This window comes from Thioclava arctica, from assembly GCF_040892615.1.
GTDB classification, from domain to species: Bacteria; Pseudomonadota; Alphaproteobacteria; order Rhodobacterales; family Rhodobacteraceae; genus Thioclava; species Thioclava arctica.
In genome coordinates this window covers 25,023-48,156 of record NZ_JBFRYC010000001.1, presented here as the reverse complement: position 1 = coordinate 48,156, position 23,134 = coordinate 25,023, and the positions used below count along the sequence as shown (strand labels likewise).

The 23,134-nt window shown below is 61.9% G+C and carries 23 protein-coding genes and 1 tRNA gene; 12 read left to right on the top strand and 12 right to left on the bottom strand.

The window, feature by feature from the left end; translation table 11 throughout:
* Nucleotides 1–74: 74 nt before the first annotated feature.
* Together AB4874_RS00315 and AB4874_RS00310 are read right to left on the bottom strand one after the other, a co-directional pair.
* Complete coding sequence (locus AB4874_RS00315; protein ID WP_295534033.1) at nucleotides 75–419, bottom strand: carboxymuconolactone decarboxylase family protein; 345 nt, start codon at nucleotides 417–419, stop codon at nucleotides 75–77.
* Nucleotides 420–548: 129 nt separating this feature from the next.
* Entirely contained in the window at nucleotides 549–1,109 is a 561-nt protein-coding gene (locus AB4874_RS00310; protein ID WP_295534035.1) for a YqgE/AlgH family protein, read from the bottom strand.
* A 202-nt stretch (nucleotides 1,110–1,311) separates the two neighbouring features.
* On the opposite strand from AB4874_RS00310, the gene AB4874_RS00305 reads away from it, so the two are divergent.
* Nucleotides 1,312–2,127, top strand: coding sequence for a protein-disulfide reductase DsbD domain-containing protein (locus tag AB4874_RS00305; protein ID WP_368390519.1), 816 nt, complete (start codon nucleotides 1,312–1,314; stop codon nucleotides 2,125–2,127).
* A 24-nt stretch (nucleotides 2,128–2,151) separates the two neighbouring features.
* Here AB4874_RS00305 and AB4874_RS00300 read toward each other — a convergent pair whose 3' ends face one another.
* From AB4874_RS00300 to AB4874_RS00290, 3 genes are all read right to left on the bottom strand, one after another.
* Nucleotides 2,152–5,520 (bottom strand): efflux RND transporter permease subunit, encoded by a 3,369-nt coding sequence (locus AB4874_RS00300; protein ID WP_368390518.1) that lies wholly within the window; start codon nucleotides 5,518–5,520, stop codon nucleotides 2,152–2,154.
* 1 nt (nucleotide 5,521) lies between these two features.
* Nucleotides 5,522–6,982, bottom strand: a complete 1,461-nt coding sequence (locus AB4874_RS00295) for an efflux RND transporter periplasmic adaptor subunit (protein WP_368390517.1) — start codon at nucleotides 6,980–6,982, stop codon at nucleotides 5,522–5,524.
* A 160-nt stretch (nucleotides 6,983–7,142) separates the two neighbouring features.
* Nucleotides 7,143–7,967, bottom strand: a complete 825-nt coding sequence (locus AB4874_RS00290) for a uracil-DNA glycosylase (protein ID WP_368390516.1) — start codon at nucleotides 7,965–7,967, stop codon at nucleotides 7,143–7,145.
* 97 nt (nucleotides 7,968–8,064) lie between these two features.
* Between AB4874_RS00290 and AB4874_RS00285 the strand changes: the two genes are divergently transcribed.
* The 5 genes from AB4874_RS00285 to AB4874_RS00265 are packed head-to-tail and all read left to right on the top strand — an operon-like array spanning nucleotide 8,065 to nucleotide 11,923.
* A complete protein-coding gene (locus AB4874_RS00285; protein ID WP_368390515.1) occupies nucleotides 8,065–9,030 on the top strand; it encodes an aspartate carbamoyltransferase catalytic subunit in 966 nt (321 codons plus the stop codon).
* On the top strand, nucleotides 9,023–9,526 hold the full coding sequence (locus tag AB4874_RS00280) for a hypothetical protein (protein WP_368390514.1): 504 nt from the start codon (nucleotides 9,023–9,025) through the stop codon (nucleotides 9,524–9,526). Before AB4874_RS00285 ends, AB4874_RS00280 begins: the two co-directional genes overlap by 8 nt.
* Nucleotides 9,527–9,575: 49 nt before the next feature.
* Nucleotides 9,576–10,856, top strand: coding sequence for a dihydroorotase (gene pyrC, locus AB4874_RS00275; protein ID WP_368390513.1), 1,281 nt, complete (start codon nucleotides 9,576–9,578; stop codon nucleotides 10,854–10,856).
* 24 nt (nucleotides 10,857–10,880) lie between these two features.
* The gene (gene plsY / locus AB4874_RS00270; protein WP_295537415.1) at nucleotides 10,881–11,489 is read left to right on the top strand and encodes a glycerol-3-phosphate 1-O-acyltransferase PlsY; all 609 of its coding nucleotides are present in this window, start codon (nucleotides 10,881–10,883) and stop codon (nucleotides 11,487–11,489) included.
* A gap of 23 nt (nucleotides 11,490–11,512) precedes the next feature.
* Nucleotides 11,513–11,923 (top strand): DUF805 domain-containing protein, encoded by a 411-nt coding sequence (locus AB4874_RS00265; protein ID WP_368390512.1) that lies wholly within the window; start codon nucleotides 11,513–11,515, stop codon nucleotides 11,921–11,923.
* 132 nt (nucleotides 11,924–12,055) lie between these two features.
* On the opposite strand, the gene AB4874_RS00260 is transcribed toward AB4874_RS00265, so the two are convergent.
* Both AB4874_RS00260 and AB4874_RS00255 read right to left on the bottom strand, forming a co-directional pair.
* Complete coding sequence (locus AB4874_RS00260) at nucleotides 12,056–12,712, bottom strand: GntR family transcriptional regulator (RefSeq protein WP_295537420.1); 657 nt, start codon at nucleotides 12,710–12,712, stop codon at nucleotides 12,056–12,058.
* Nucleotides 12,713–12,823: 111 nt separating this feature from the next.
* Nucleotides 12,824–13,519 carry a M48 family metallopeptidase gene (locus tag AB4874_RS00255; protein WP_368390511.1) on the bottom strand — a complete coding sequence of 232 codons (696 nt, stop codon included), beginning with the start codon at nucleotides 13,517–13,519 and terminating at the stop codon, nucleotides 12,824–12,826.
* Between the two features lie 119 nt (nucleotides 13,520–13,638).
* Here AB4874_RS00255 and AB4874_RS00250 point away from each other — a divergent pair, with 119 nt between their 5' ends.
* From AB4874_RS00250 to rsgA, 3 genes are all read left to right on the top strand, one after another.
* A complete protein-coding gene (locus tag AB4874_RS00250; protein ID WP_295537422.1) occupies nucleotides 13,639–13,968 on the top strand; it encodes a TIGR02300 family protein in 330 nt (109 codons plus the stop codon).
* Nucleotides 13,969–14,158: 190 nt separating this feature from the next.
* Nucleotides 14,159–14,234, top strand: a tRNA-Ala gene (locus AB4874_RS00245).
* A 91-nt stretch (nucleotides 14,235–14,325) separates the two neighbouring features.
* A complete protein-coding gene (gene rsgA, locus AB4874_RS00240; protein WP_368390510.1) occupies nucleotides 14,326–15,405 on the top strand; it encodes a ribosome small subunit-dependent GTPase A in 1,080 nt (359 codons plus the stop codon).
* Nucleotides 15,406–15,422: 17 nt separating this feature from the next.
* Here rsgA and AB4874_RS00235 read toward each other — a convergent pair whose 3' ends face one another.
* The gene (locus tag AB4874_RS00235; RefSeq protein ID WP_368390509.1) at nucleotides 15,423–16,154 is read right to left on the bottom strand and encodes an SDR family NAD(P)-dependent oxidoreductase; all 732 of its coding nucleotides are present in this window, start codon (nucleotides 16,152–16,154) and stop codon (nucleotides 15,423–15,425) included.
* Between the two features lie 142 nt (nucleotides 16,155–16,296).
* Here AB4874_RS00235 and argB point away from each other — a divergent pair, with 142 nt between their 5' ends.
* From argB to AB4874_RS00220, 3 genes are read left to right on the top strand one after another with little or no spacing between them, the layout of a single operon-like run.
* Entirely contained in the window at nucleotides 16,297–17,175 is an 879-nt protein-coding gene (argB, locus tag AB4874_RS00230) for an acetylglutamate kinase (RefSeq protein ID WP_368390856.1), read from the top strand.
* 4 nt (nucleotides 17,176–17,179) lie between these two features.
* Nucleotides 17,180–17,800, top strand: coding sequence for a ferredoxin (locus AB4874_RS00225; RefSeq protein WP_368390508.1), 621 nt, complete (start codon nucleotides 17,180–17,182; stop codon nucleotides 17,798–17,800).
* The gene (locus AB4874_RS00220; protein WP_368390507.1) at nucleotides 17,797–18,309 is read left to right on the top strand and encodes a SixA phosphatase family protein; all 513 of its coding nucleotides are present in this window, start codon (nucleotides 17,797–17,799) and stop codon (nucleotides 18,307–18,309) included. The genes AB4874_RS00225 and AB4874_RS00220 overlap by 4 nt, the downstream gene beginning before the upstream one ends.
* Nucleotides 18,310–18,399: 90 nt before the next feature.
* Here the strand turns inward: AB4874_RS00220 and AB4874_RS00215 are convergent, their stop codons facing one another.
* The 4 genes from AB4874_RS00215 to AB4874_RS00200 form a co-directional block, all read right to left on the bottom strand.
* A complete protein-coding gene (locus AB4874_RS00215; RefSeq protein WP_295536838.1) occupies nucleotides 18,400–19,191 on the bottom strand; it encodes an amino acid ABC transporter ATP-binding protein in 792 nt (263 codons plus the stop codon).
* A 12-nt stretch (nucleotides 19,192–19,203) separates the two neighbouring features.
* Nucleotides 19,204–20,520 (bottom strand): amino acid ABC transporter permease, encoded by a 1,317-nt coding sequence (locus AB4874_RS00210; protein ID WP_368390506.1) that lies wholly within the window; start codon nucleotides 20,518–20,520, stop codon nucleotides 19,204–19,206.
* 1 nt (nucleotide 20,521) lies between these two features.
* Nucleotides 20,522–21,787: an amino acid ABC transporter permease gene (locus tag AB4874_RS00205; protein ID WP_368390505.1), complete on the bottom strand. Its 1,266-nt coding sequence runs from the start codon at nucleotides 21,785–21,787 to the stop codon at nucleotides 20,522–20,524.
* Between the two features lie 139 nt (nucleotides 21,788–21,926).
* Nucleotides 21,927–22,943 carry an amino acid ABC transporter substrate-binding protein gene (locus AB4874_RS00200; protein WP_295536844.1) on the bottom strand — a complete coding sequence of 339 codons (1,017 nt, stop codon included), beginning with the start codon at nucleotides 22,941–22,943 and terminating at the stop codon, nucleotides 21,927–21,929.
* Nucleotides 22,944–23,134: the final 191 nt, after the last annotated feature.

Below are 23,134 nucleotides of genomic sequence, written 5' to 3'. Positions count from 1 at the left end.
TGCACTTGGAGCCAAACGAAGCGGCCCGCGACTTCCGCCGCGGGCCTGACAACATGTCACAGGTTTCGAAAAGATCAGCCCTTGGCTGCCGCCAACTCGTCCCAGCACGCCATGGCATGCCCGGCATACATCACGCCCGGGCCACCGCCCATCTGGATCGCCATGGCCAACACATCACCCAATTCCTCACGCGTTGCGCCCGTTTTCATTAGCTCTTCGGTGTGGAACATGATGCAAGGTTCGCAGCGCAGCACGACGGCCATGCCCAACGCGATGAATTCCTTGGTTTTGGCATCAAGCGGGCCGTTGTCTTTGACCGCTTTGGACAGCGTGGCAAAGCCGCTCATCGTCTCGGGAATCGACTTGCCCATAACGCGCAATTCGTTGCGCATCTCGTCAATCTTCGCTTTGTAGCTCATGTCACAAATCCTTTTCGTTTCGCTTGACGTTGGTGTCGCATGTCATGGTTACCACCGCGTTGACTTGCATCAAGATTTTCCTGCAGCCCCGCTATGCCGCTGCCGCATGGCCACCCACGCACTTATCCCTCAGGCGTGACCGGCCGCCGCAGACAGCGTGCGCGGATCAACCCCGATCGCGGCAAGCGCGCGCGTCCATTTCGTGGCGTATTCGTCATCCAGCGCCAGATCGGCATCTCCCTCGCTCGTCAGCCAGCCATTATCAAGAATCTCCGCCTCAAGCTGACCCGGTCCCCAGCCGGCATAGCCCAACGCCATCAGCGCACGATCCGGGCCACAGCCAGCGGCGATATCTTCCAAAATATCGCGCGTGCCGGTCATGCGCAGCCGGTCGGAGATTCGCATCTGCCCTTCGGGTGTGCCCCAATCGGGCGAATGCAGCACAAAGCCGCGACCGGTCTCAACCGGGCCGCCAAACAGAATCGGCGCGTGGATTGCATGATCGGAATTTGCGGGCGTGATGCCGAGATTTTGCAGCAGTTCGGGCAAGTCTGGCGAGGGCAACGGCTTGTTCACGATCAACCCCATCGCCCCCTCGGGTGAGTGCGCACAAATAGCCACAACCGCATGTTCAAAGCGCGGATCGCCCATTCCCGGCATCGCAATCAGCAGTTTCCCGGTCAAATCCATCGCCAAACACCTCTCGCGCGGGATGCGCTTACTCTTAAGGTGGTCCGGGCGGGGCGTGGGTTCAAGTCCAGATGACGCAGGAACCTTGTGAGACGGCGCGCCGCGCGCCGGGTGCTGCGGCCTGCCCGGTGCGCGCAATTGTTGCAGTCTTCTGTCGCGTTTGTGACTTTGGTCGCGCGCAATGTGAGTTTAACCAAGACGGATGACCCGCATCTTACCCGTTCTCGCCCTCACCCTTGCCGCGCACGCCCCTATGGCCTCGGCCCAGCAAAGCCAAGAGCACCCCGCCCCGCCGCCCCCGCCGGGGCTGGAGGGCGCGCAGTTGCTGAGCGGCTGGATGCGCGCGGATGGCACTCGTGTCGCAGGTCTCTCGATTGCGCTTGAACCGGGATGGAAGACCTATTGGCGCGCGCCCGGCGATGCCGGAATCCCGCCGCAGATAGACTTCCAAGACTCTGAAAACGTAGCAAATATTGCGCTGCATTGGCCTACGCCGGAGGTGTTTGACTCTGCCGGAATGCGCACGATCGGCTATCACGGCGACCTGCTTTTGCCGATTACGATCACCCCCAAGGATGCGAGCAAACCCGTCGATCTGGACGCGCATGCGACGATTGGCATTTGCGACCAGATATGTGTGCCTGTCTCGCTGAATTTGCGCGCCCATCTTGATGGCAAGGGCCAGCACGACCCGCAAATCGAGGCCGCGCTGGATGCCGAGCCGAAAACGATTTCTGCTCAGGTGCATTGTGAAATCAAACCGGTGCGCGATGGTGTCAATCTGACCGCGCGTCTTGAACTGCCCCCGGCAATCGGGCCCGAAGACACCTTGTTCGAGCTGCGCTCAACCCCGGTCTGGGTGTCAGAAAGCAGCAGCCATCGCGAGGGCAATATGCTGATCGCCTCGGCCGATTTCGTGCCGCCCGAGGCGAAACCCTTTGACCTCGATCTCAGCGATCTGCGCATCACCGTGCTGTCAGATCGCGGCGCAGTGCAGATCGACGGCTGCACCGAGTAACCGCGTCAGGCCCCCGCCCAAGTCTTAAGCTTCGGGTGGCGCAATGTGGCGAATATGACCGCGCAGCAACCGCGGTGCGATAATCCCCGCCCCGATCACGATCATCGCAGAGATCAGCGCAAAGCCTGCGAAAGCGGGCATCAAAGCCCCGCCATCCAGCATCGCCCGCCCCAGCGTGATCACGAAACCAACCACCAGCAGCGCGGCCACTCCGGCCAAGACGCCGCGCAACCGCAGCACCCGCGCGCCATGGCGCACCGCCGTGATCTGACGCCCGAAATCAAGCTGAATGGCCAACATCGCGGGCACCACGAACAACACGATGATCATCCCGAATCCAAGCCCATAGACCAGCGTGATCACCGTGGATTTCAGAAACAGCGCCGAACTCGATTGCTCATAAAGCAGCGGCGCAAGCCCGAGAACAGTGGTCGCCGTGGTCAGCAAGACCGGGCGCAGACGGTCTGATACCGCATCTACGATCGCGGGCACCATGCCGCGTTTTTCGGCATATTCATCCACCGTCGAGATCAGCACGATAGCATCGTTGATGATGATCCCGATCATCCCGATCCCGCCGACGACAGCAAACATCGACATCGGCATCTGCCAGACGTAATGGCCCCAGATCGCGCCGACAGCGCCAAACGGGATCACCGACATCACGACGATAGGGCGTGTCCAACTGGCGAAAATCCACGCCAGCACGATATAAATCCCGACAAGGCACATGGTCAGACCGACCAGCGCATCCGACATGAAATCGCGCTCTTGCTGAGCCTGTCCTGCCATCACCCAAGCCACGCCGCGTTCTTCCGCGATACGGGGCAAGATTTGCTCTTCGATCTGGCGGGTGATCTCATTGGCGCGTGCCGGGTCATCCTCGGAGATATCGCCCGTGACCGAGACTTGGCGCACCCCGTCTTCGCGCCGGATCGTGGAAAATCCGGTTTGCGAACGCACCGAGACGATATCGGCCAGCGGCACCCATTTGCCCGCAGGCGTGCGCAGCTGCATCCGTTCGATGAAATCGGCCGCCAATTCGCGTTCGGGCAGCTCCACCCGAATCGTGGCCGAGCGCACCCCGTCGGGGAAACTCGCCGCCTCGGTCCCGTTCAGGCGCGCGCGCAACTCACGCCCCAAAGTCGCAATATCAAAGCCCAGCGCCTCGCCCTGCGGCGTCAGGTCCAGCGTCAGTTCCTGCTTGTCATAGGCGAGGTTATCTTCGACCGCCGACACTTCGGGGAATTGCGCCAGCGCGGTTTTGAAATCTTCGGCGGCGTTTTTCAACTCACGCGTGCTGGCCCCCGCGAATTGCACCGCAATCCCGTCATCCGCCCCGCCCGCGCGGAAGCGGCGAAAGCTGATCTCTTCGACCAAGGGCAGGCGCGGCACCTCGTCTTGCAGGCGCGAGACGAAATCAAAGCTGGAATAGGGCCGGTAATCGGGGTCGAGCACCTCAATCGAGATCGAGCCCAGCAAATCGGTATCCTTGGTATCCGCCGAGGCCAAACTACGTCCCGACGCCCCCCCGATCTGCGCAATCGCATATTCCACCGGATTGACGCCGTATTCATCGGCGAATTCCTTGGCGACGCGGTCAATCGTGACCTGCATCATGCGCATCATTTCAATCGTGTCCGCGCGTGTCGCCCCTTCGACCATGGAAAACGCGCCGTTCACCGTGCTTTGTTCGGGCGGGTTAAAAAAGCGCCATTGCACCTTGCCCGAAATGACGAAAGACACCTGCCACGCCAGCAGCGCAATTGCCGCTGCAATCACCGGATAGCGCAGCTTGACCACCGCGCGCGTCAGCGGCTTCATCACCCGACCACGGAACCAGTCCAGCCCCGCATTCACCTTGCGCGAGGGCCAGTCATACCATTTCTGATCCGAACTATGGGCCAGCGCATGGCTCATGTGATTGGGCAGGATCAGGAAACACTCGACCAACGAGGCCAGCAGCACCGCGATAACGGTATAGGGTATATCGACAATCATATTGCCCATGCGTCCGCCAATCACGGTCAGCCCCGCAAAAGCAATCACCGTCGTCAGCGTCGAGGCAAAGACCGGGGCGGCCATGCGCCGCGCGCCGCGTTCCGCCGCAATCACCGGGGCCTCGCCCAGATGGCGCGCGCGGAAATCGGCATGCTCGCCCACCACAATCGCATCATCAACCACGATCCCCAGCGTCAAAATCAACGCAAAGATCGAAATCATGTTCAGCGTCATGCCGGAAAAATACATCACCGCCAAAGCCGCCGCCATCGAGGTCGGAATCCCCATCGCGACCCAGAACGCGGTGCGCGCATTGAGAAATAGGAACAGCAGCGCCAGCACCAGACCCAAGCCTAAAATGCCGTTGTTCAACAGCAGATCCAGACGTTGCGTAATCTTATCCGAGCGGGTGCGCACCAGATCCATCGAGGTGCCCGCAGGCAGCGTCGGCTGCATCTGCGCGATCACGGATTCGACCTTTTTCTGGATCGCAATCGCATCGCCCGCCGCAGAGCGCGCGACATTGATCACCACCGCCGGGTGATCGCCGACATAATAGGCGCGCGCGCGATCGCCGCCATCGACGCGCACCGTGGCCACATCGCCCACAGTAAGCTGAGAGCCGTCCGCCTCGGTTCGGATCACCAATGCGGCAATCTCGGGGGCGGTGCGCCGCTCGGTCCCGGTGGTGACGCGCGCGGCGCCACCCGCGACATCGCCAGCAGGATCGGTGGCGGATTCGGCCGCGATCACGTTGATGATCTGGGTCAGCGTCACGTCATGGGCCATCATCGAGACGGTGGGCACTTCGACCACCGTCTCAGGCGCGGCAATCCCGGCCAGCGAGGTGCGCGTCACCCCTTGCTGATACAGCCGCACGACCGTCTCATCGCCCAGCCGCCCCAGCTGTTCGGGCGACAGCGGCCCGGTGATCACCAGATCGGTGACCGTATCGCGCCAGACGCCACGCGCAACTTCGGGGTCTTCGGCGCCTTCGGGCAGATCGCCCGCCGTGGCCAGCGCGTTTTCCACGTCATTGACGGCGCGCGACATATCCCAACTGGGTTCGAAATCCAGCGTGATGCGCGCCGATCCTTCTGAGGCCCGGCTTTCGGAGTTTTCCACCCCCTCCACCGAGATCAGCGAGGGTTCCAGCACCTGCACAATCGCGCGGTCCACCTCTTCGGCGCCCGCGCCATCCCATTTCACCGAAACGGTGATCGATTCCTCGACCGAGTCGGGGAAGAATTGCGCGCGCATCCGTGGCACCGCCACGATCCCTGCACAGAGCATGACCACCAGCACGATATTGGCCAGCGTGGCGTGGCGCGTGAACAGGCCGATCAGGCCGCGCGATTCGGGCAGGCCCTTGGTGGTGTTGGGATCGGCCATGTTACCCCCCGATCCGAGATTCAAGTTTCTCGACTGTGGCAAGGGGCACTTCGTCTTGCGTCAGCTCTGCCAGAAGGCGTTTCTTGGCAGTGTCGGGCATCTTGGTATTGCTTTGGACAAAGGCGACCAGCTTGGCGCGACGTTGATCGTCAAGCTTGACCTTATCGACAGGCGCGGTCGTGTCGGACTGGCCCGCGCGCATCGGGCGCAACTTGATCCCACGGCCCAAAAGCGGCGTGCGTTCGGTCACGATCTCGGTCCCGGCTTTGAACGCGGCGCGAATGATCACATTGTCGCCCTGACGGCGCAGCACGTCGACGGGCGCGCTTTCCAGGCGGTCTTCGGGGCCCAGCACCAAAACCGTGCTTTGCGCATCCACCGCCGCCGCCGGGATTTCAGCCACGTTCTCCAGCGCCGGCTCGTCCAGACGCACAGTGACGAAATCGCCGGGGCGCAACCCGCGCGCGCCCTGCGCGATCGTTGCAAACAACAACCGCCCCGTCACCCCGGCCTCGACCGCAGCCGACACCCGTGACAGCACGCCTTTCGCCTCTACCGCGCCATCGGCCCCATCCAGCGAGATCGTGACCGCCAGATCGCGCAGATCGCCCAGCACGTCGGTCAGGCGGAAAAATTGCCCGGTCGAGACGCGAAACGCCACTTCCAGCGCATTCGGATCAATCAGAGTTCCAAGCATTTCATTGTTGGACACCAGCCCGCCCTGAACACCCGTCACATCCGCCAGACGGCCGGTGAATTCGGCCCGGATTTCAGTGTCGCGCAGTTTGCGCTCGGCCTCGCTCAGGGTAATTTTGGCGCGGGTCAGCCCGGTGCGCGCGCTGTCCAGCTGCGCCTGCGCGGTGGACAATGCCGAGCGCCGATTGAGCACCGCTTGCTCTGCTGCCGATACCGCCAGTTCCGAGGTTTCCAGCGTCGCCGTCGCCCCCACGCCCCGATCCGACAGCGACTGCTGACGCGTCAGTGCCTTGAGGCGCAGATCGGCCTGACGCTGCGCGGCCACCACATCATCGCGCGAAATCACCAGCCCGCGCTCTGCCTGCGCCAATGCGGCCTCTGCTTCCGAAACTGACGCCACCGCACTGTCGCGTGCCGCCTTGGCCTCGGCGGGGTCCAGCTTGACCAAAAGCGCGCCCTTCTCGACACGCGCGCCGTCTTTGAAGTCGGGGGCCAGTTCAATGATCGTGCCGCCGCTGGCTACGCGCAGCTCCAGCTCGCGGGTCGATTGCACCTCGCCATAGGCGGTCAGGGTGGGTGAAAGCGTGGTGAACTCCACCGCCATCACATTGGCCGCAAACACGCGTTCGCGCGCGGTTGGCGCGCGCCCTGCACTGGCCTTGCGCGCCTCGCTCGCCTTGAAAATCGAAAACCCGCCCATCGCCAAAAGGCCAAGCGTCAAAGCCAGCAAAAACAGCCCCATCAGGGAGCGGGTCAGGAACCGCATGTCGTCTCCAGTTTCATCCATGGCAGGCGTCAATCACAAACACCCACGGTCGCGCGAGAACATGTTACCTTGCTGAAATAGGGGCAGGGAACATCTTTCTCTACGCGGCAAGGCGCCACGTCCGTCACTTTTTCACAATTATGCGACTGTTTGGCGCGCCCTAGCCCTGCTGATCAAGCCGCGCGCGCAGCGAAAGCAGGTCCGCCCAGGCCTCGCGCTTGGCGGCCGGATTGCGCAGCAACTGGGTGGGATGCACCATGGCCAGCGCGGGTCGCCCAAAGGCCTGCGCCCATGTGCCGCGCAGCCGGGTGATGCCGCGCTTGCCCAATCCCGCCTGACAGGGCGCGTTGCCCATCAACACCACCAGATCGGGATCGACCAGATCGACATGGCGCGCAAGGAAGGGCAGCATCCGCGCGATATCCTCGGGCTCGGGATCGCGATAGCCCAGCGTACGCCACGGCACGACGGTGGTCAGATACAGCGCGCTTTGCGCATCCGCCGCGTCACGCGCCAAACCGATTGCGGCAAACATCGCAGTCAGCAACGCGCCCTCGCGCCCGACAAAGGGCAGCCCTCTTTGATCTTCCTCGCGCCCCGGAGCCTCGCCGATCACCATCACGCGGGCGCTGGGATGGCCATCACCAAAGACCGTGCTGCGCGCGCCTTTCTTAAGATCGCACAGATCATAGCGATCAATCGCGTCGCGCAATGTCTCGAGCGAGTCTGCCTGACCTGCCAATTCGCGCGCCTGCGCCAGCGGATCGGGGCCAGACATTTGCGCGGCCTCGGCCACGGGGGGCAAAGCACTCGCACCGGGCGCGAGATCGGGCGTGTCGGGTTTAGCCTCGACCCGCTTTTCGGGCAGCGCGTAGCAATCCACCGGATCATCGCCAATCGCAGTATCCACGCCCATCTCAAGCTGCCACTCAAGGGCAGCCAATGCGGCGTAATAGTCGAGTTCGGGTGGCGCGTGAGTCTCCATCGCGCCAAGTTACGCGCGCGCGCTGCTGCGGTAAAGCGGCTGGACGCGCGCGCCCCCTTTTGCCATAAGCGCCCTTAGTCCAAAACGGAGCATTCGCATGGCCTTTCGCCCACGCCACCTTCTGGGGATCGAGCATCTGAGCCCCGAAGATATCCGCACCGTTCTCGACTTGGCCGATCAATATGTCGATTTGAACCGCCGCACGGTGAAAAAGACCGATGCCTTGGCGGGCATGACGCAGATCAACATGTTCTTTGAAAATTCGACACGCACGCAGGCGAGTTTTGAGCTGGCGGGCAAGCGGCTGGGCGCGGATGTGATGAACATGGCGATGCAGACGAGCTCGGTCAAAAAGGGCGAGACGCTGATCGACACGGCGCTAACACTGAACGCGATGCATCCCGATTTGCTGGTGGTGCGTCATGGTAGCTCGGGGGCGGTGGATCTGCTGGCGCAAAAGGTCGAATGCGCAGTGATCAATGCCGGTGATGGCAAGCATGAACACCCCACGCAGGCGCTACTGGATGCGCTGACGATCCGGCGTGAAAAGGGGCGCATCCATCGCCTGACCGTCGCGATTTGTGGCGATGTCGCGCATTCGCGTGTCGCGCGCTCTAACCTGTTGTTGCTGGGCAAGATGGAGAACCGCGTGCGCCTGATTGCGCCCCCGACCCTGATGCCCGCAGGCGTAGCCGAGTTTGGCTGCGAGGTCTATGACGACATGCGCGAGGGGCTCAAGGGCGCGGATGTGGTGATGATGCTGCGCCTTCAGCGCGAGCGCATGGATGGCGGGTTTATCCCGTCTGAGCGCGAATATTTCCACCGCTACGGATTGGACGCGGAAAAGCTGGCCTTTGCCAAGGACGACGCGATCGTGATGCATCCCGGCCCGATGAACCGGGGCGTGGAAATCGATGGCACGATTGCCGATGACATCAACCGCTCGGTCATTCAGGAACAGGTCGAGATGGGCGTGGCGGTGCGCATGGCGGTGATGGATCTGCTGGCGCGCAACCTGCGCGCAGATCGGGGCCGCGCGCTGATGGGAGAAACCTATGTCTGAGATCAAGCGCGACGAGGTGATGAACTATCGCCCCGGTCCCGACAGCGAATTGCCGCTGGATAAGGGCGAGCACGTTCTGACCACCTTCCTGCCCGACCCCAAGCGCTATTGGAGCGATCACGCGATTCTGGCGGTTCTCGGGGTGGTTCTGGTCTCGGCGGTGCTGATCTGGCTGGGCAGGCCGGGACAGATCGCGATTGCAGCCCTCGCGATTGCCGTGGGCATGGCTCTGCGCGGTCTATATTTCAAATCCGAGGCCTTCGCGCGCCGTTGGCAGCTCACCGAAAAGCGGTTGATCGGCCCGCAGGGGCGCCAAGTGATGCTGCTGGAAATCGCAACCGTGCGCCGCCTGATGGGCGATGTGCAACTGGTGACGAACTCGGGCGACAAGCACCTGATCCGCCATCTCGCCGATGCAGGAACAGTGGTTGCCGAAATCGAACGCGCCAAAAACCACCGTGCCGCCCAGCGCGCGACTGAGGGCGACGCCGAATGAGCCCCGATTTTGCGCCCATCGACATCACCCGTCTCAAGGAGGCCATGGCATGACCCTGTTCTTACAAAATGCCCGCCTGATCGACCCCGAGGCGCTGAACGAAACCACAGGCAATATTGTCATCGACAACGGCCTGATCGCCGCTATCGGCACGATGTCTGCCCCGCCCGACGCGCAGGTGATCGAATGCGGCGGCAAATGTCTTGCCCCCGGCATCGTGGATCTGGGCGTCAAGATCGGTGAGCCCGGTGAACGCCATATGGAAAGCTTTCGCTCTGCCGCGCTGGCGGCGGCGGCGGGCGGCGTCACCACGATCATCGCGCGCCCCGATACGGCCTCGGCCATCGACACGCCCGAAGTGCTGGAATTCGTCACCCGACGCGCTGCCGATGCGCCAGTGCGCATCCTGCATATGGCGGCGCTGACCAAAGGGCGTGCGGGCCGCGAGATGACCGAGATCAGCTTTTTGCGCGATGCCGGGGCCGTGGCGTTCACCGATGGCACGCAGGTCTGCGACCAAACCAAGGTGCTGGCGCGTGCGTTCAGCTATGCCGCCAGCCTCGGCGCGCTGGTGATCGGGCATCCCCAAGAGCCGGGCCTGTCCAAAGGGGCCGCTGTCACCTCGGGCAAATTCGCCAGCCTGCGCGGCCTGCCCGGCGTCTCGCCAATGGCCGAGCAGATGGGGCTGGAGCGCGATCTTGCTTTGGTTGAGATGACCGGGCTCGCCTATCACGCCGATCAAATCACCACCGCGCGCGCGCTGCCCGCACTGGCGCGTGCCAAGGCGGCAGGGCTGGATGTGACGGCGGGCGTGTCGATCCATCACCTGACGCTGAATGCGCTGGATGTGGGCGAGTATCGGACGTTTTTCAAACTTACCCCGCCCCTGCGCGACGAAGACGACAGGCTTGCAGTGATCGCAGCCGTGGGGGACGGCGTGATCGACGTGATCTGCTCCATGCACACCCCAGCGGACGAGGAATCCAAACGCTTGCCCTTCGAGGAAGCGGCCTCGGGCGCGGTCGGGTTGGAAACGCTGCTGCCCGCTGCGATGCGGCTGTATCACGCGGATCAACTGACCCTGCCGCAGCTGTTTCGCGCGATGGCGCTGAACCCGGCGCGCCGCCTTGGACTGCCCCAAGGCCGTCTGGCCGAGGGCGCGCCCGCCGATCTGGTGCTGTTTGATCCGGACGCGCCCTTCGTGCTCGACCGCTTCACATTGCGCTCAAAATCGAAAAATACTCCCTTCGACACCGCGCGAATGGAAGGCAAAACACTTGCCACATTCGTCGCGGGAGTGCAGGTTTATAGCAGCGAAGAACAAAAATAACGCGATTAGAGGCGAGGGCAGGCAATGCCAGGAGTTGAAAACGGGGCCACCTGGCTAGGGCTGGTGGCGGCATTGGGCTATTTGTTGGGGTCCGTGCCCTTTGGCATGGTCATCACGCGGATGCTTGGAATGGGCGATCTGCGCAAGATTGGATCGGGCAATATCGGCGCAACCAATGTGCTGCGCACCGGGAACAAACCGGCCGCTTTGGCGACGCTTCTGCTTGATAGCGGCAAGGGGGCGATTGCGGTGCTGATCGCACGCTATTTCTTGGGCGAGACGGCAGCACAGGTTGCAGGCGCTGCGGCTTTTATCGGCCATATCTACCCGGTTTGGCTGCGTTTTCAGGGCGGCAAGGGAGTTGCGACGTTTCTAGGCACGATGATCGCGCTGGCATGGCCCGTGGGGCTGGCTGCCTGTGCAGTGTGGTTGCTGACAGCCATTGTCACGCGGATCTCCTCGCTGTCCGCGCTGGTCTCTGCGGCGGCCACTGTGCCGCTGGCCTATGCGCTGGGACATCGAGATTTCATGATGCTGGCAGCCGGGCTTTCGGTGCTGATTTTTTGGCGCCACCGGGGTAATATCGCGCGGCTGGCGGCGGGCAGCGAACCCAAGATTGGCAAAAAGGGCTAAGCCCGGAATAAGGAAAAACTGGTATGAGTTTTGGAGATAGCGTTCGTACCTGCCTAAAGCAGAAATACGCAACCTTCGCAGGCCGCGCCCCGCGCGCGGAATTCTGGTGGTTCACGTTGTTCTACACGCTCGTGCAAATCGCCACCAATATCCTCGACACAGTGTTCTTCGGCACCGGCGAAGTCGCCAGTGGCCCCGGCTTCTGGGCCTATAACAGCCATGGCGGGCCGCTCTCGATTATCGCAGGCCTCGCCCTGTTAGTGCCCGCTCTTGCCGTCTCGGTGCGCAGACTGCACGACAATGGCAAATCGGGCTGGTGGCTCCTGCTTTCCCTGATCCCGTTGATCGGCGGGTTGGTATTGCTGTTCTTCTTCGTGCAGCGCTCTCAGCCGGGCGAGAACGCCTACGGCTCCGATCCGCTGCGACAGGCCTGAACGGCATTTGGGGCTCTGCCCCCGGCCTGCGGCCTCCCCCGGGATATTTCAATCGAGAGGAAGAGAGGCAGTTTTCCACTTCCTCTTGACCAAAATATCCTGCGGGGGTCCGGGGGGGCAAAACCCCCGGCCTTACCACCCGCGCTGTGACAGATGGCGCAGGCCGCTGGTCACATCGGCGCGCACCGCAAGCCGCAAAGCAGGCTCATCGCCAGCGCGCAAAGCCGACAGGATCATACGGTGATGGCGGGGCGGCTCATTGCGCTGCACGCGACCATAGAGAGCGCGCATCGTCGGCCCCAGTTGCAGCCAGACCGTTTCCGCCACCGCCAGGATCGCAGGCGATTGGGCGCGCAGATAGAGCGTGCGGTGAAAATCGAGATTGGTGCGAATATAGCTTACCGCATCGTGTTTCGCGACGGCCTCGGCATTGGCGGTATTGATCGCGCTCAATCGGTCGATCAGCGCGAAATGGGCGCGCGGCAAAGCGCGCGCGGCCAGTTCGGGCTCGATCAACGAGCGCAACGTCGCCAGTTCCTCGATCCGCTCATTGGACAGCTCGGGCGTGCTGACCCGCCCCGAGGCCGTCAGCGTCAACGCTCCTTCCGCCACCAACCGACGCAGCGACTCGCGCACGGGCGTCATCGACACGCCATATTGCTTGGCCAGACCGCGCAGCGTCAGCGCCTGTCCGGGCAGCATTTCCCCCACCATGATCTGCTGACGCAGCAGACGATAGAGCCTGTCATGCGCGGCGGTTTCGATCGGGCGGGTGGAGATTGTTGTCATGCAGGGATTTGTGATCACATTCGCGCATCGCGTCAATCACCAAAGCAGGGCCACCAACGCGGGCGTCGTGCAATAGGGGCCGCTTTACACGGAATCTCCGGGCAAACCGGTTCAGTCGCGGAACCGGATCGCATGCAGGCGGGAGCCCTCGCGCTTTAGCCAGCTGCGCTCGGCCTTGTAGCTGGGGCGTAGCCGCGCCACGAGCGCCCAAAACGCGCCAGAATGGTTCATCTCGACCAGATGGGCCACTTCATGGGCGGCAACGTAATGCAGCACCTCTGGCGGCGCCATAATCAGCCGCCAGCTATAAGACAGCGCCCCGGTATGGCTGCACGAGCCCCAGCGCGAGCGGGTATCGCGCAACGTGATTCGCGCGATCGGGCGATCCAGCAGCGCGGCGTAATGCGCACTCGCCTGATGAAGGCGCAACCGCGCGGCATGTTTGAAAAACGTCTCGATCCGCAGCCCCAGCTTGTCGGGGTCCGCTGGGGCCAGCAACCGATCGCCCGCGACCTGCGGCGCACGCAGCGCGGCAGGTTCTAAATACAGCGCGCGCCCCTCGAATGGCACCACCCCGCCGAATCGCACCGCCTGCGGGGGCGCGATGCCTTCGAGGGTGCGGCGCAGCCAGTCAGTCTGACTGCGCGCAAAGGCTAAAGCCTCGCGCTCGGAGGCGCCTTTCGGAATCGTCAGCGCCACGCGACCATCCGCGCGCGACACCCGCAACGAGAACCGCCGAGCACGCGCAGAGCGGCGAAAGACCAACTCCAGCTCGGGCAGTTCGGGGATATGGGGTGGGCTGGGCACGCAGGGCTCCTTGGGCAGGCGGGACGCAGTTCGCAGATAACCGCACGAAAGGCTTTGACACCCAGCGGATGGTGTGGCAGTTGGCTGCGACTCTGAGATTACCAGCGCAGGAGAATTCCATGCCGAAAGAGGAATGGGGCGTCAAGCGTCTGTGTCCGCATTGCGCGAACCGCTTTTACGACCTGAATAAAGACCCGATGACCTGCCCGGTCTGCGCCAACAGCTTTTCGCTGGAAAGCCTGACCGCAGCACGTGGGCGCACGCTCGTCTCGAGCAAGACGTCCGCAGCCAAGGCCGATGAACCGGTTATCGAGGAAGAAGAAGATCTCGACGCCGACACCAATGACGTCGAACTCGACGACGATCTGCTCGAAGAAGACGATGACGACGATAATGTCTCGCTTGATGAGATCGCCGACGTGAGCACGGAAGACAAAGACGACAACTGAGTCAGTTGGCGTTTTGTTAAAAACACGGGCGCGGCGGGGAAACCTTCCGCGCCTTTGTGCTGTCCGATCGCCCCCCCCTGAACCGCGTCGCAATTTTCCCGACCGCGCATAAAAACCCCCTTGCACACGCCCAGCGCTTTGCCTATACGCCTCCCACGCAGCCCGGCCTTGGCCGATGCAGCACTTTGATGGGGCCTTAGCTCAGCTGGGAGAGCGCCTGCATGGCATGCAGGAGGTCAGGGGTTCGATCCCCCTAGGCTCCACCAAAATCACTTTCAAATACGCATGAATGACAGGTCCCAAACGGCCTTGAGGCGTCTTTGCGTGCGATCTAATCGGGTCAAAAGCGGCTTGGCGATGCGGAAAAGCTTGCATCAGCGCGATGGCGCGGCCATGCAGGTCGGCGTGACACAGTTCGATGACCTCAACCCGCATTCTTTGGCTGACCTTGGCTGGTCGGCGTTTTTTGGCGACCAGTTGGCCCCCGAAGACACGGCGCTTGCGCGCATGCGCATTGCCAGCGTGCATCGCTCTCGTCTGACGGCGCAATCCGAAAGCGGGCCGGTGCAGCTGAGCCTTGCGCCGCATAGCAAAACGACGGATTTCGCGGTGGGGGATTGGGTTCTGGTGGATCCCGAGACCCTGACGGAGCACTCACGGCTCTCGCGGAAATCCCTGCTGGAACGTCACACCGAAGGCGCGCGCGTGCCACAGCTGATCGCGGCCAATGTGGACACGCTGTTCATCGTCACCTCTTGCAACGATGATTTCAACCCGGCTCGGTTAGAGCGCTATCTCGCGCTTGCCAATGAGGCCGGCACGACCCCGGTGATCGTGCTGACAAAAAGCGACCAGACCGATGATCCGACGCCGTTTCAGCAGCAGGCCGAAGCGCTGCAACGCGATCTTGTTGCGGTGACGCTGAATGCCAAAGCGCCCGATGCGATAGCGCACCTCGCGCGCTGGTGCGGGCCGGGGCAGACGGTGGCGCTGGTGGGCTCTTCTGGTGTCGGGAAATCGACCTTGCTCAATACACTGTCGGGCAAGACAGACGCCGAGGCGCAGCCCACGGGCGCGATCCGCGAAGACGATGCAAAGGGACGCCACACGACCACCTCACGCTCGCTGCATGCCATTGCCGGGGGCGGTTGGGTGATTGACACGCCGGGAATGCGCTCGCTTCACGTCAGCGATGCGGCGGCCGGGCTGGATATGCTGTTCGCCGAGATCACCGAGTTGGCCCCCAACTGCCGCTTTCGCGATTGCACCCATGAACATGAGCCGGGCTGTGCAGTGCGCGCCGCGGTTGAGGCAGGCACACTAGACCCTGCGCGGCTAGAGCGCTGGCGCAAGTTGCAAGACGAAAACCGCCTCAACACGCCGGTGCTAACGGGGCCGCGCGGCAACCGCACCACCGTGCCGCGCAAGCGCCGCTGAGACACGCAAAGCAGCGCCTAGACGTGCTGGCCTGCGTTGACCTCAATCTCGGTGCCCGTGACATAGCTTGAGGCATCCGAGCACAGGAACCAGATCACATCCGCCACTTCCGAGGGCTGGCCAAGGCGGCGCAGCGGCAGGGTATCGACGATCTTTTGCGTGCCCGGAGACAGGATCGAGGTTTCGATCTCACCCGGCGCAATTGCGTTTACCCGCACGCCCAGCGGGCCGAAATCATGCGCCATCTCGCGCGTCAGCGCCTTGAGCGCGGCTTTTGACGTTGAATAGGCCGCCCCAGCAAAGGGATGCACCCGCGAGCCTGCAATCGAGGTCACATTCACGACCGCGCCACCTGCCGTCGACAGTTCCTCAACCAGCCCGCGCGCCAGCACGATGGAGGAGAAGAAATTGACGTGAAACACCTGCCCCCACGTGCGCAGATCAGTATCGAGCGTATTGAGCCGCCCGCCATCTTCGGCCTTTGGCGAAATCCCCGCATTGTTGACCAGCGCATCCAGACGCCCATCCAGACGCTCGCGGATTTCGCCAATCGCTTCGATGGTGCGGCTTGGATCGGCCAAGTCGATCTGGATGTGATCTTCGCGACCACCGCCCCAAGGGCATTTCTCGGGGAAAGGTTGGCGCGAACAGGTGATCACGCGCCAGCCCTCGGCGGCAAAGCGTTTCACCGTGGCATGCCCGATCCCCCGGCTTGCCCCCGTCAGCAACATCACCTTGCGATCATCCATGAGGTCGTATCTCCTTGCGTTGTGCAGACCCTATCCCGTTTTGGGCCAAGCGCAACGCCCCGCCCTTCCCAAGCCCGCTTTTTGAGGCTAGCAAGTGGGGGTCCGCGCCCTCCTCAGGAACCAGCAGATGAGAAAACAGACGATGAACCGAGATTGGATCGCCACCGCCCGCACCCTCTCCGAGGCCCTGCCCTATCTGCAACGCTACTCCGGCGCGGTCGTGGTGGTGAAATTTGGCGGTAACGCGATGGGTGACGATGACGCGATGGCCGAATTCGCCCGCGATATCGTGCTGATGCGTCAGGTCGGCATGAACCCGGTCGTGGTGCATGGCGGCGGCCCGATGATCAACGAGATGCTGAGCAAGCTGGGGATCGAAAGCAAATTCGTGCGCGGCAAGCGGGTGACCGACAAGGCCACGGTCGAGGTGGTCGAAATGATCCTCTCGGGCCTGGTCAATAAGCGCATTGTGCAGGCGATCAACGATCAAGGCGGGCGCGCCGTGGGGATCTCGGGCAAGGATGACGATCTGATGGTCTGCGAGGCCGATGACCCCGAGTTGGGTTTCGTTGGCCGCCCCGTCGAGATGAACGTGCAGGTGATCCGCGATCTTTATAACGCTGGAATCATTCCGGTGATCGCGCCGGTCGCGACTGGCATGGCCGATAACGAGACCTTCAACGTCAATGGCGACACAGCGGCAGGGGCTATTGCAGGCGCGCTGCAGGCCGATCGCTTATTGCTGCTGACCGATGTGGCGGGCGTCAAGAATGCGCAGGGCGAGGTAATCACCGAAATGACGCCCGAGGATATCGAGGCGCTGATCGCGGATGGCACGATTGCGGGCGGAATGATTCCGAAAACCGAGACCGCGCTCAAGGCGCTCAGCGAGGGTGTGCGCGCGGTGGTGATCGTGGATGGGCGGGTGCAAAACGCTTGCCTGCTGGAACTGTTCACCGAACATGGCGCGGGCTCGCTGATCCGCTCGACCACGCCGCGGGTGACTCCGCGCGGGCGCTGAGGTCATGCTCCCCGGCTTGCCCGAGGCATTGGCAAGAGACCACCTTTTCGTCTCGGGCGCGCTGCATGAGGGCACGCAGACGGTTCTGCTGCTCTCGCCTGACGAGCCGGGCTTTTGGGCCCATGTCACAGCCCAGCCCGAATTTGACGATGGTGTGCCCGATCCGCTGGATCGCTGGTCAAGCCGCGTGATCACCGCATTGGCGGCGCAATTCGGCGCCCAAGCGCGCTTTCCCTTCACCGGGCCGCCGTGGCACCCGTTTGTGCGTTGGGCCATCGCCTCGGGGCAAAGTTTCGCCTCACCCATTCATTTGATGGTGCATGCGCGCATGGGGCTTTGGGCGAGTATGCGCGGCGCGCTGGTGCTGCCCATGTGCCTGCCCCTGCCCGCCCCCGCCGCCAACCCCTGCATCGACTGCGCAGCGCCCTGCACAACCGCCTGCCCGGTCGCAGCCCTTGGTCCGCAGGGGTATGACGTGCCCGCCTGTCACGCGCATCTCGCCTCTGCCGAGGGGGACGCCTGTCGAAATTCCGGCTGTCTTGCACGGCGCGCTTGCCCCGCCGGTGAAAGCTATGGCAGGTTGGCCAAACAATCTGCATGGCATATGAGGCAATTTCACCCATGACTCCAATCGGCCACCGTCGCCTGATCCTCACCCGCCACGCAAAGTCGAGCTGGGACGATCCGCTCATTGAGGATCAGGAACGCCCGCTCAATGCGCGCGGACGCTTCGCTGCCACTGAGCTGGGCGATTTTCTCGCCTCGCGCGGGCTCGAACCCGAAGAGGTCCTCTGCTCAAGCGCCCTGCGCACCCGCGAAACATGGGAGCGCGTGGCCGGTGCCGTGATCGAGACCCGCCCCGAACTGCACTTTAGCGAGCGTCTGTATAACGCAAGCCCCGAGACCCTGCTTGAGGTGCTCAAAACGGCCCATGCACCCTCGGTGATGATGCTGGGCCACAATCCCGGCATCGCGGAATTTGCCCGTCAGTTGCTTGCGCGTGAGGTTCTCGACCCCGACTTCCGCCGCTTTCCGACCTGCGCGACGCTGATCGTCGATTTCCAGATTGAGGATTGGCGCGATCTGGAATTGGGCCAAGGCGCGATGCTCGATTTCTTTACACCCACCCGGTGACAAAAAAGGGCCGGGAAATCCCGACCCTTCTTCGCATTTGTCAACATATCCCACGTGGGTCTGGGGGTGTGTAACCCCCAGCCTGTCCGCTCAGTGTCCCAAGATCTGGCTGAGGAACTGCTTGGTGCGATCCGATTGCGGGTTGTTGAAGAAGTCATGCGGGTTGTTTTGCTCAACGATCTGACCGTCGGCCATAAAGATCACCCGGTTCGCCACAGCCTGCGCAAAGCCCATCTCGTGGGTCACGCACAGCATGGTCATGCCCTCTTCGGCCAGCTCGATCATCGTATCCAGCACCTCTTTGATCATCTCGGGATCAAGCGCCGAGGTCGGTTCGTCAAACAGCATGATGCGCGGCATCATGCACAGCGAGCGCGCAATCGCCACGCGCTGCTGCTGACCGCCTGACAGCTGGCCGGGATATTTGTCGGCCTGCTCGGGGATCTTCACCTTCTCGAGGAAATGCATCGCCGTTTCGATGGCTTCTTTCTTGGGTGTTTTGCGTACCCAGATCGGAGCCAGCGTCAGGTTTTCAAGGATCGTGAGATGCGGGAACAGGTTGAAGTGCTGGAACACCATCCCCACTTCGCGCCGAATCTTGTCGATATTCTTGAGGTCATTGGTCAGCTCGATCCCATCGACGACGATCTTGCCCTGCTGATGTTCCTCAAGACGGTTGATGCAGCGGATCAGCGTAGATTTCCCCGAGCCCGAAGGCCCGGCAATGACGATACGCTCGCCGCGCTGCACGGTCAGGTCGATGTCGCGCAGAACGTGGAACTGACCATACCATTTGTTCATGTTCTCGATCTGGATCGCGACCTCATCGCTGACCTGCATGTGGCTACGGTCAACTTCGCGTTCGAAATGTGGTTCACTCATTGCAAGTCTTCCTTAGTGATTGTCACGTTGCAGCCGGTTCTCGAGATGCATCGAGTAACGCGACATCGCGAAGTTCAGGATGAAGAAGATGGCGCCGACAAAGACGAAGGGCTCCCAGTAGATCCCTTTCCAGTTGAAATCGGCGCGGATGAAATCAGGAATGCCTTTGAGCGGATCAAACAGGCCCACAAAGACGACCAGCGTGGTGTCTTTGAACATCCCGATGAAGGTGGACACGATGCCCGGGATCGAGATCTTCAGCGCTTGGGGCAGAATGATCAGCCGTTGCGCCTTCCAGTAATCCAGACCCAGCGCATCCGCTGCCTCATATTGCCCGCGCGGCAGGGCGGCGAGACCACCCCGGATCACCTCGGCGATATAGGCGGCGGCGAACATCGTCACCAAGATCACCACCCGCAAGATGATGTCAAAGTTCGTGCCCGGCGGCAGGAAGTAGTTCAGCAGCAAGGACGCCACGAACAGCAGCGTGATCAACGGCACGCCGCGAATGAACTCGATAAAGATGATCGAGAAAGACTTGATCAGCAGCATGTCCGATTGCCGCCCCAGTGCAAGGATGATCCCCGCAGGCAGCGACATCACAATGCCCCCCACCCCCAGCGTGATCGCCAGCAAGAAGCCCCCGAACTTGGCCGAATCGACGTGCTCGATGCCAATCGGCATCATCGCCTGGAACAGATCAATCAGCGGGCCAACCGCGAACAGGAAATATAGGATCGCCACGATCGCCCCGGCCGAGAACCCCGCGATGGAGCCGTATTTTCCAACAAAGCTGAACACGGCCCATCCCAGCACGAAGCCAGCCAGCACCAGCAGCGGCGCCCAGATCGAGCCCCCCCACAGCAGCCAGACAGCAACAAAGGGGAAAAGCGGGGTGAACCAGATCACCTTTTTGGGCACGAACTGGAACATCAACGGACCGATCGCCACAAACAGCAGCGCAAAGGTCAGGACCGGGCGCCAATACAGTTCAGACGGGTAGAAGCCAAACAGGAACTGGTGCCAGCGCTCACGGATCATTGCCCAGCAAGCTCCGGTAGCGCCCTCGCCATAGCGATCCGTGATAATCGCGCGGCATTCCTTCAGCGAATTGGCATCCCAAACGCCGTGGGCGAACCATGGGTAGAAATGCACCACGAAGCTATAGGTCACATAAAGGCCCACCAGCGTGAGCACCGTGTTGAACCAGCCCGAGAACAGGTTCTCGCGCAGCCATTTGATCGCCCCGGACTGACCGCTTGGCGCGGCCTTTTCGGGTAACATCGTGTCGCGCACAAAGGCGACAGTTTGGGCGTGCGTGTCGCTCATATCACCGCTCCTTCAGCTTGACGCGATTGTTGAAGACGTTCATCCCGCCCGAAATCAGCAGCGAGATCACCAGATAGATCAGCATCATCAGCGTGATCGCTTCCAGTTCGCGCCCCGTTTGGTTCAGCGTGATGCCCCCCAGCGTGCCGCGCAGATCGAGATAGCCGACCGCGATGGCGAGCGAGGAGTTCTTCGTCAGGTTCAGATATTGCGAGATCAGCGGCGGGATGATCACCCGCAGCGCTTGTGGCAAGATCACCAGGCTCATCGTGCGGTTCGCGCGCAGACCCAGCGCAAAGGCGGCTTCGGTCTGACCTTTGGAGACCGCCAGAATACCGGCGCGCACGATCTCGGCGATGAAGGCGGCGGTATACAGCGACAGCCCTGCCCATAGCGCCACGAAGGCGTTGGACACGTTCGTGCCCTTGACGAAGTTGAACCCTTTGAGCACCGGCTCTTCTGGGTTAATGCCCAAAGCCGTGACGAGAACCGCGACCGGAAGTACCCAGATCGCGAGGTTCATCCACAACGTCGTCGGTCGCACCCCGGTGGCTTCTTGAACGCGCGCGGCACGTTTGTTCACCAATTTGACCGCGAACCAGCTGGCCAGCAAAACCACCACGATGGCGAGGAAGTTCAACGAGATCGGCGCCAGCGCCGTATCCAGCGAGCCGAGGCTGCGATCAAAGTGGATCGAGGGGATCGCGGTGTAGCGGTTGGTGAAGGCCACCGATTCCAGCACCATCGAGGTTTGCGCCTCACCGGTTGCCGGGTTCACCTTGTATTGGTTGGGCGACGGGGCGGCCTCGGTCAAAAGCGCAATCGCGACCAAGATCCACAGCAGTACGGGGATGTTGCGAAACACCTCGACATAGATCGTCATGAGACGGCCCACGAGCCAGTTTTTCGACAGGCGCAGCACACCCACGATCACACCGATGACGGTCGCCGTGATACAGCCCAGAAACGACACCCACAGCGTGTTGAGCAGGCCCACCAAAAGCGCGCGGCCATGCGACATATCGTTGTTATAGGGGATCAGCGCGTTGCCGATATCATAGCCCGCGCGTTGCGAAAGAAATCCGTAATTGAAATCTTTGCCCAGCGCGTTGAGGTTCTGGATCGTGTTGTCGACCAGCCAGCCGACAAAGCCCATCACCAAGAACAAAACGACGATCTGGATCGTGATCGAGCGGTAGCGCGTATCATATATAAGTTGGCTGAGCCGGAAGCCTGTGTGCTCCGGCGCGTCTGGCGCAGTAGTCATCTGTATTTCCCCTGTTGCCGTAGCGCTTGTTGTTATGTGGCCATTCTATGTCGGGCCTTGGGGATGGTCTCCCCCGCGCACGGTCTTTTGATAGAAGGTCAGGGGCGCGGATTGAACCCGCGCCCCTGCCAGTCCCTCCTTAGCGGAAGGGAGGTGCGTACATCAGACCACCTTGGGTCCATTGTGCGTTCAGGCCGCGAGCCAGACCGATCGGGGTCTGCTCACCAATGGTTGCGGCAAAGATTTCACCGTAGTTGCCATTGGCCTTGATCGCGTTCACAGCCCAATTCTTGTCGAGGCCGATCATCGCGCCAAGATCACCTTCGGTGCCCAGCAGACGGTTGACTTCGGGGTTCTCGGTGCCTTTGGCCAGCTCGTCGATATTGGCCGAGGTTACGCCATATTCTTCAGCAGCGATAAGCGCGAAGATCGTCCAGCGCACGATATCGGTCCACTGGTCGTCGCCCTGACGCACAGCCGGAGCCAGCGGCTCTTTCGAGATGATCTCGGGCAGGATGACGTAGTCTTTCGGGTTGGCAAAGGCTGCGCGCGTCGCGGCCAAACCAGAAGCGTCGGTGGTGTAAGCGTCACACGCGCCGGCCAGGAACTGCTGCTCACCTTCGGCATTTGAGTCGACGGTGATGGGCTGATAGCTCATGTTGTTGGCTTTGAAGTAGTCAGCCAGGTTCAGTTCGGTCGTGGTGCCGGTCTGGATACAGACGGAAGCCCCGTCGAGTTCCTTCGCCGAGGTCACGCCCGAATCCTTGCGCACCATGAAGCCCTGACCATCGTAGTAGTTGGTCGCGGTGAATTGCAGCTTCAGGTCGGTGTCGCGCGAGAAGGTCCAGGTGGTGTTACGCGCCAGCAGGTCAACTTCGCCCGAACCCAGTGCGGTGAAACGCGTCTGACCCGAGGTCGGCACATATTTCACTTTCGAGGGATCACCGAGCACGGCACCAGCAACGGCTTGGCAGATTGCCACGTCAAAGCCCGACCAGTTGCCATTCGCATCGGGCGCAGCAAAGCCGACAAGCCCGGTGTTGACGCCGCAGATCAGCTCGCCACGTGCCTTAACGTCGTCGAGCGTTGCTGCACCAGCAACCCCGGCAACCAAGGTGGCAGCAGTCAATGCGCCGATAAACACGGATTTCTTCATTTTTACCTCTTCCTGTTTTCGCCGCTCTGTGGGGAGCGGTTCTTGACAGCCCGCAATGGGCCCAATCACTGTGTACGATGACACATAGTAACGAAAGTGTGGTCCATATATTGAAAGAAGGTCAAGGCCGCTTTCCAATTTCCGTGAGGACAAATGCACATTTGATCAGCAATGGCCTTTGAAAAAGGCGC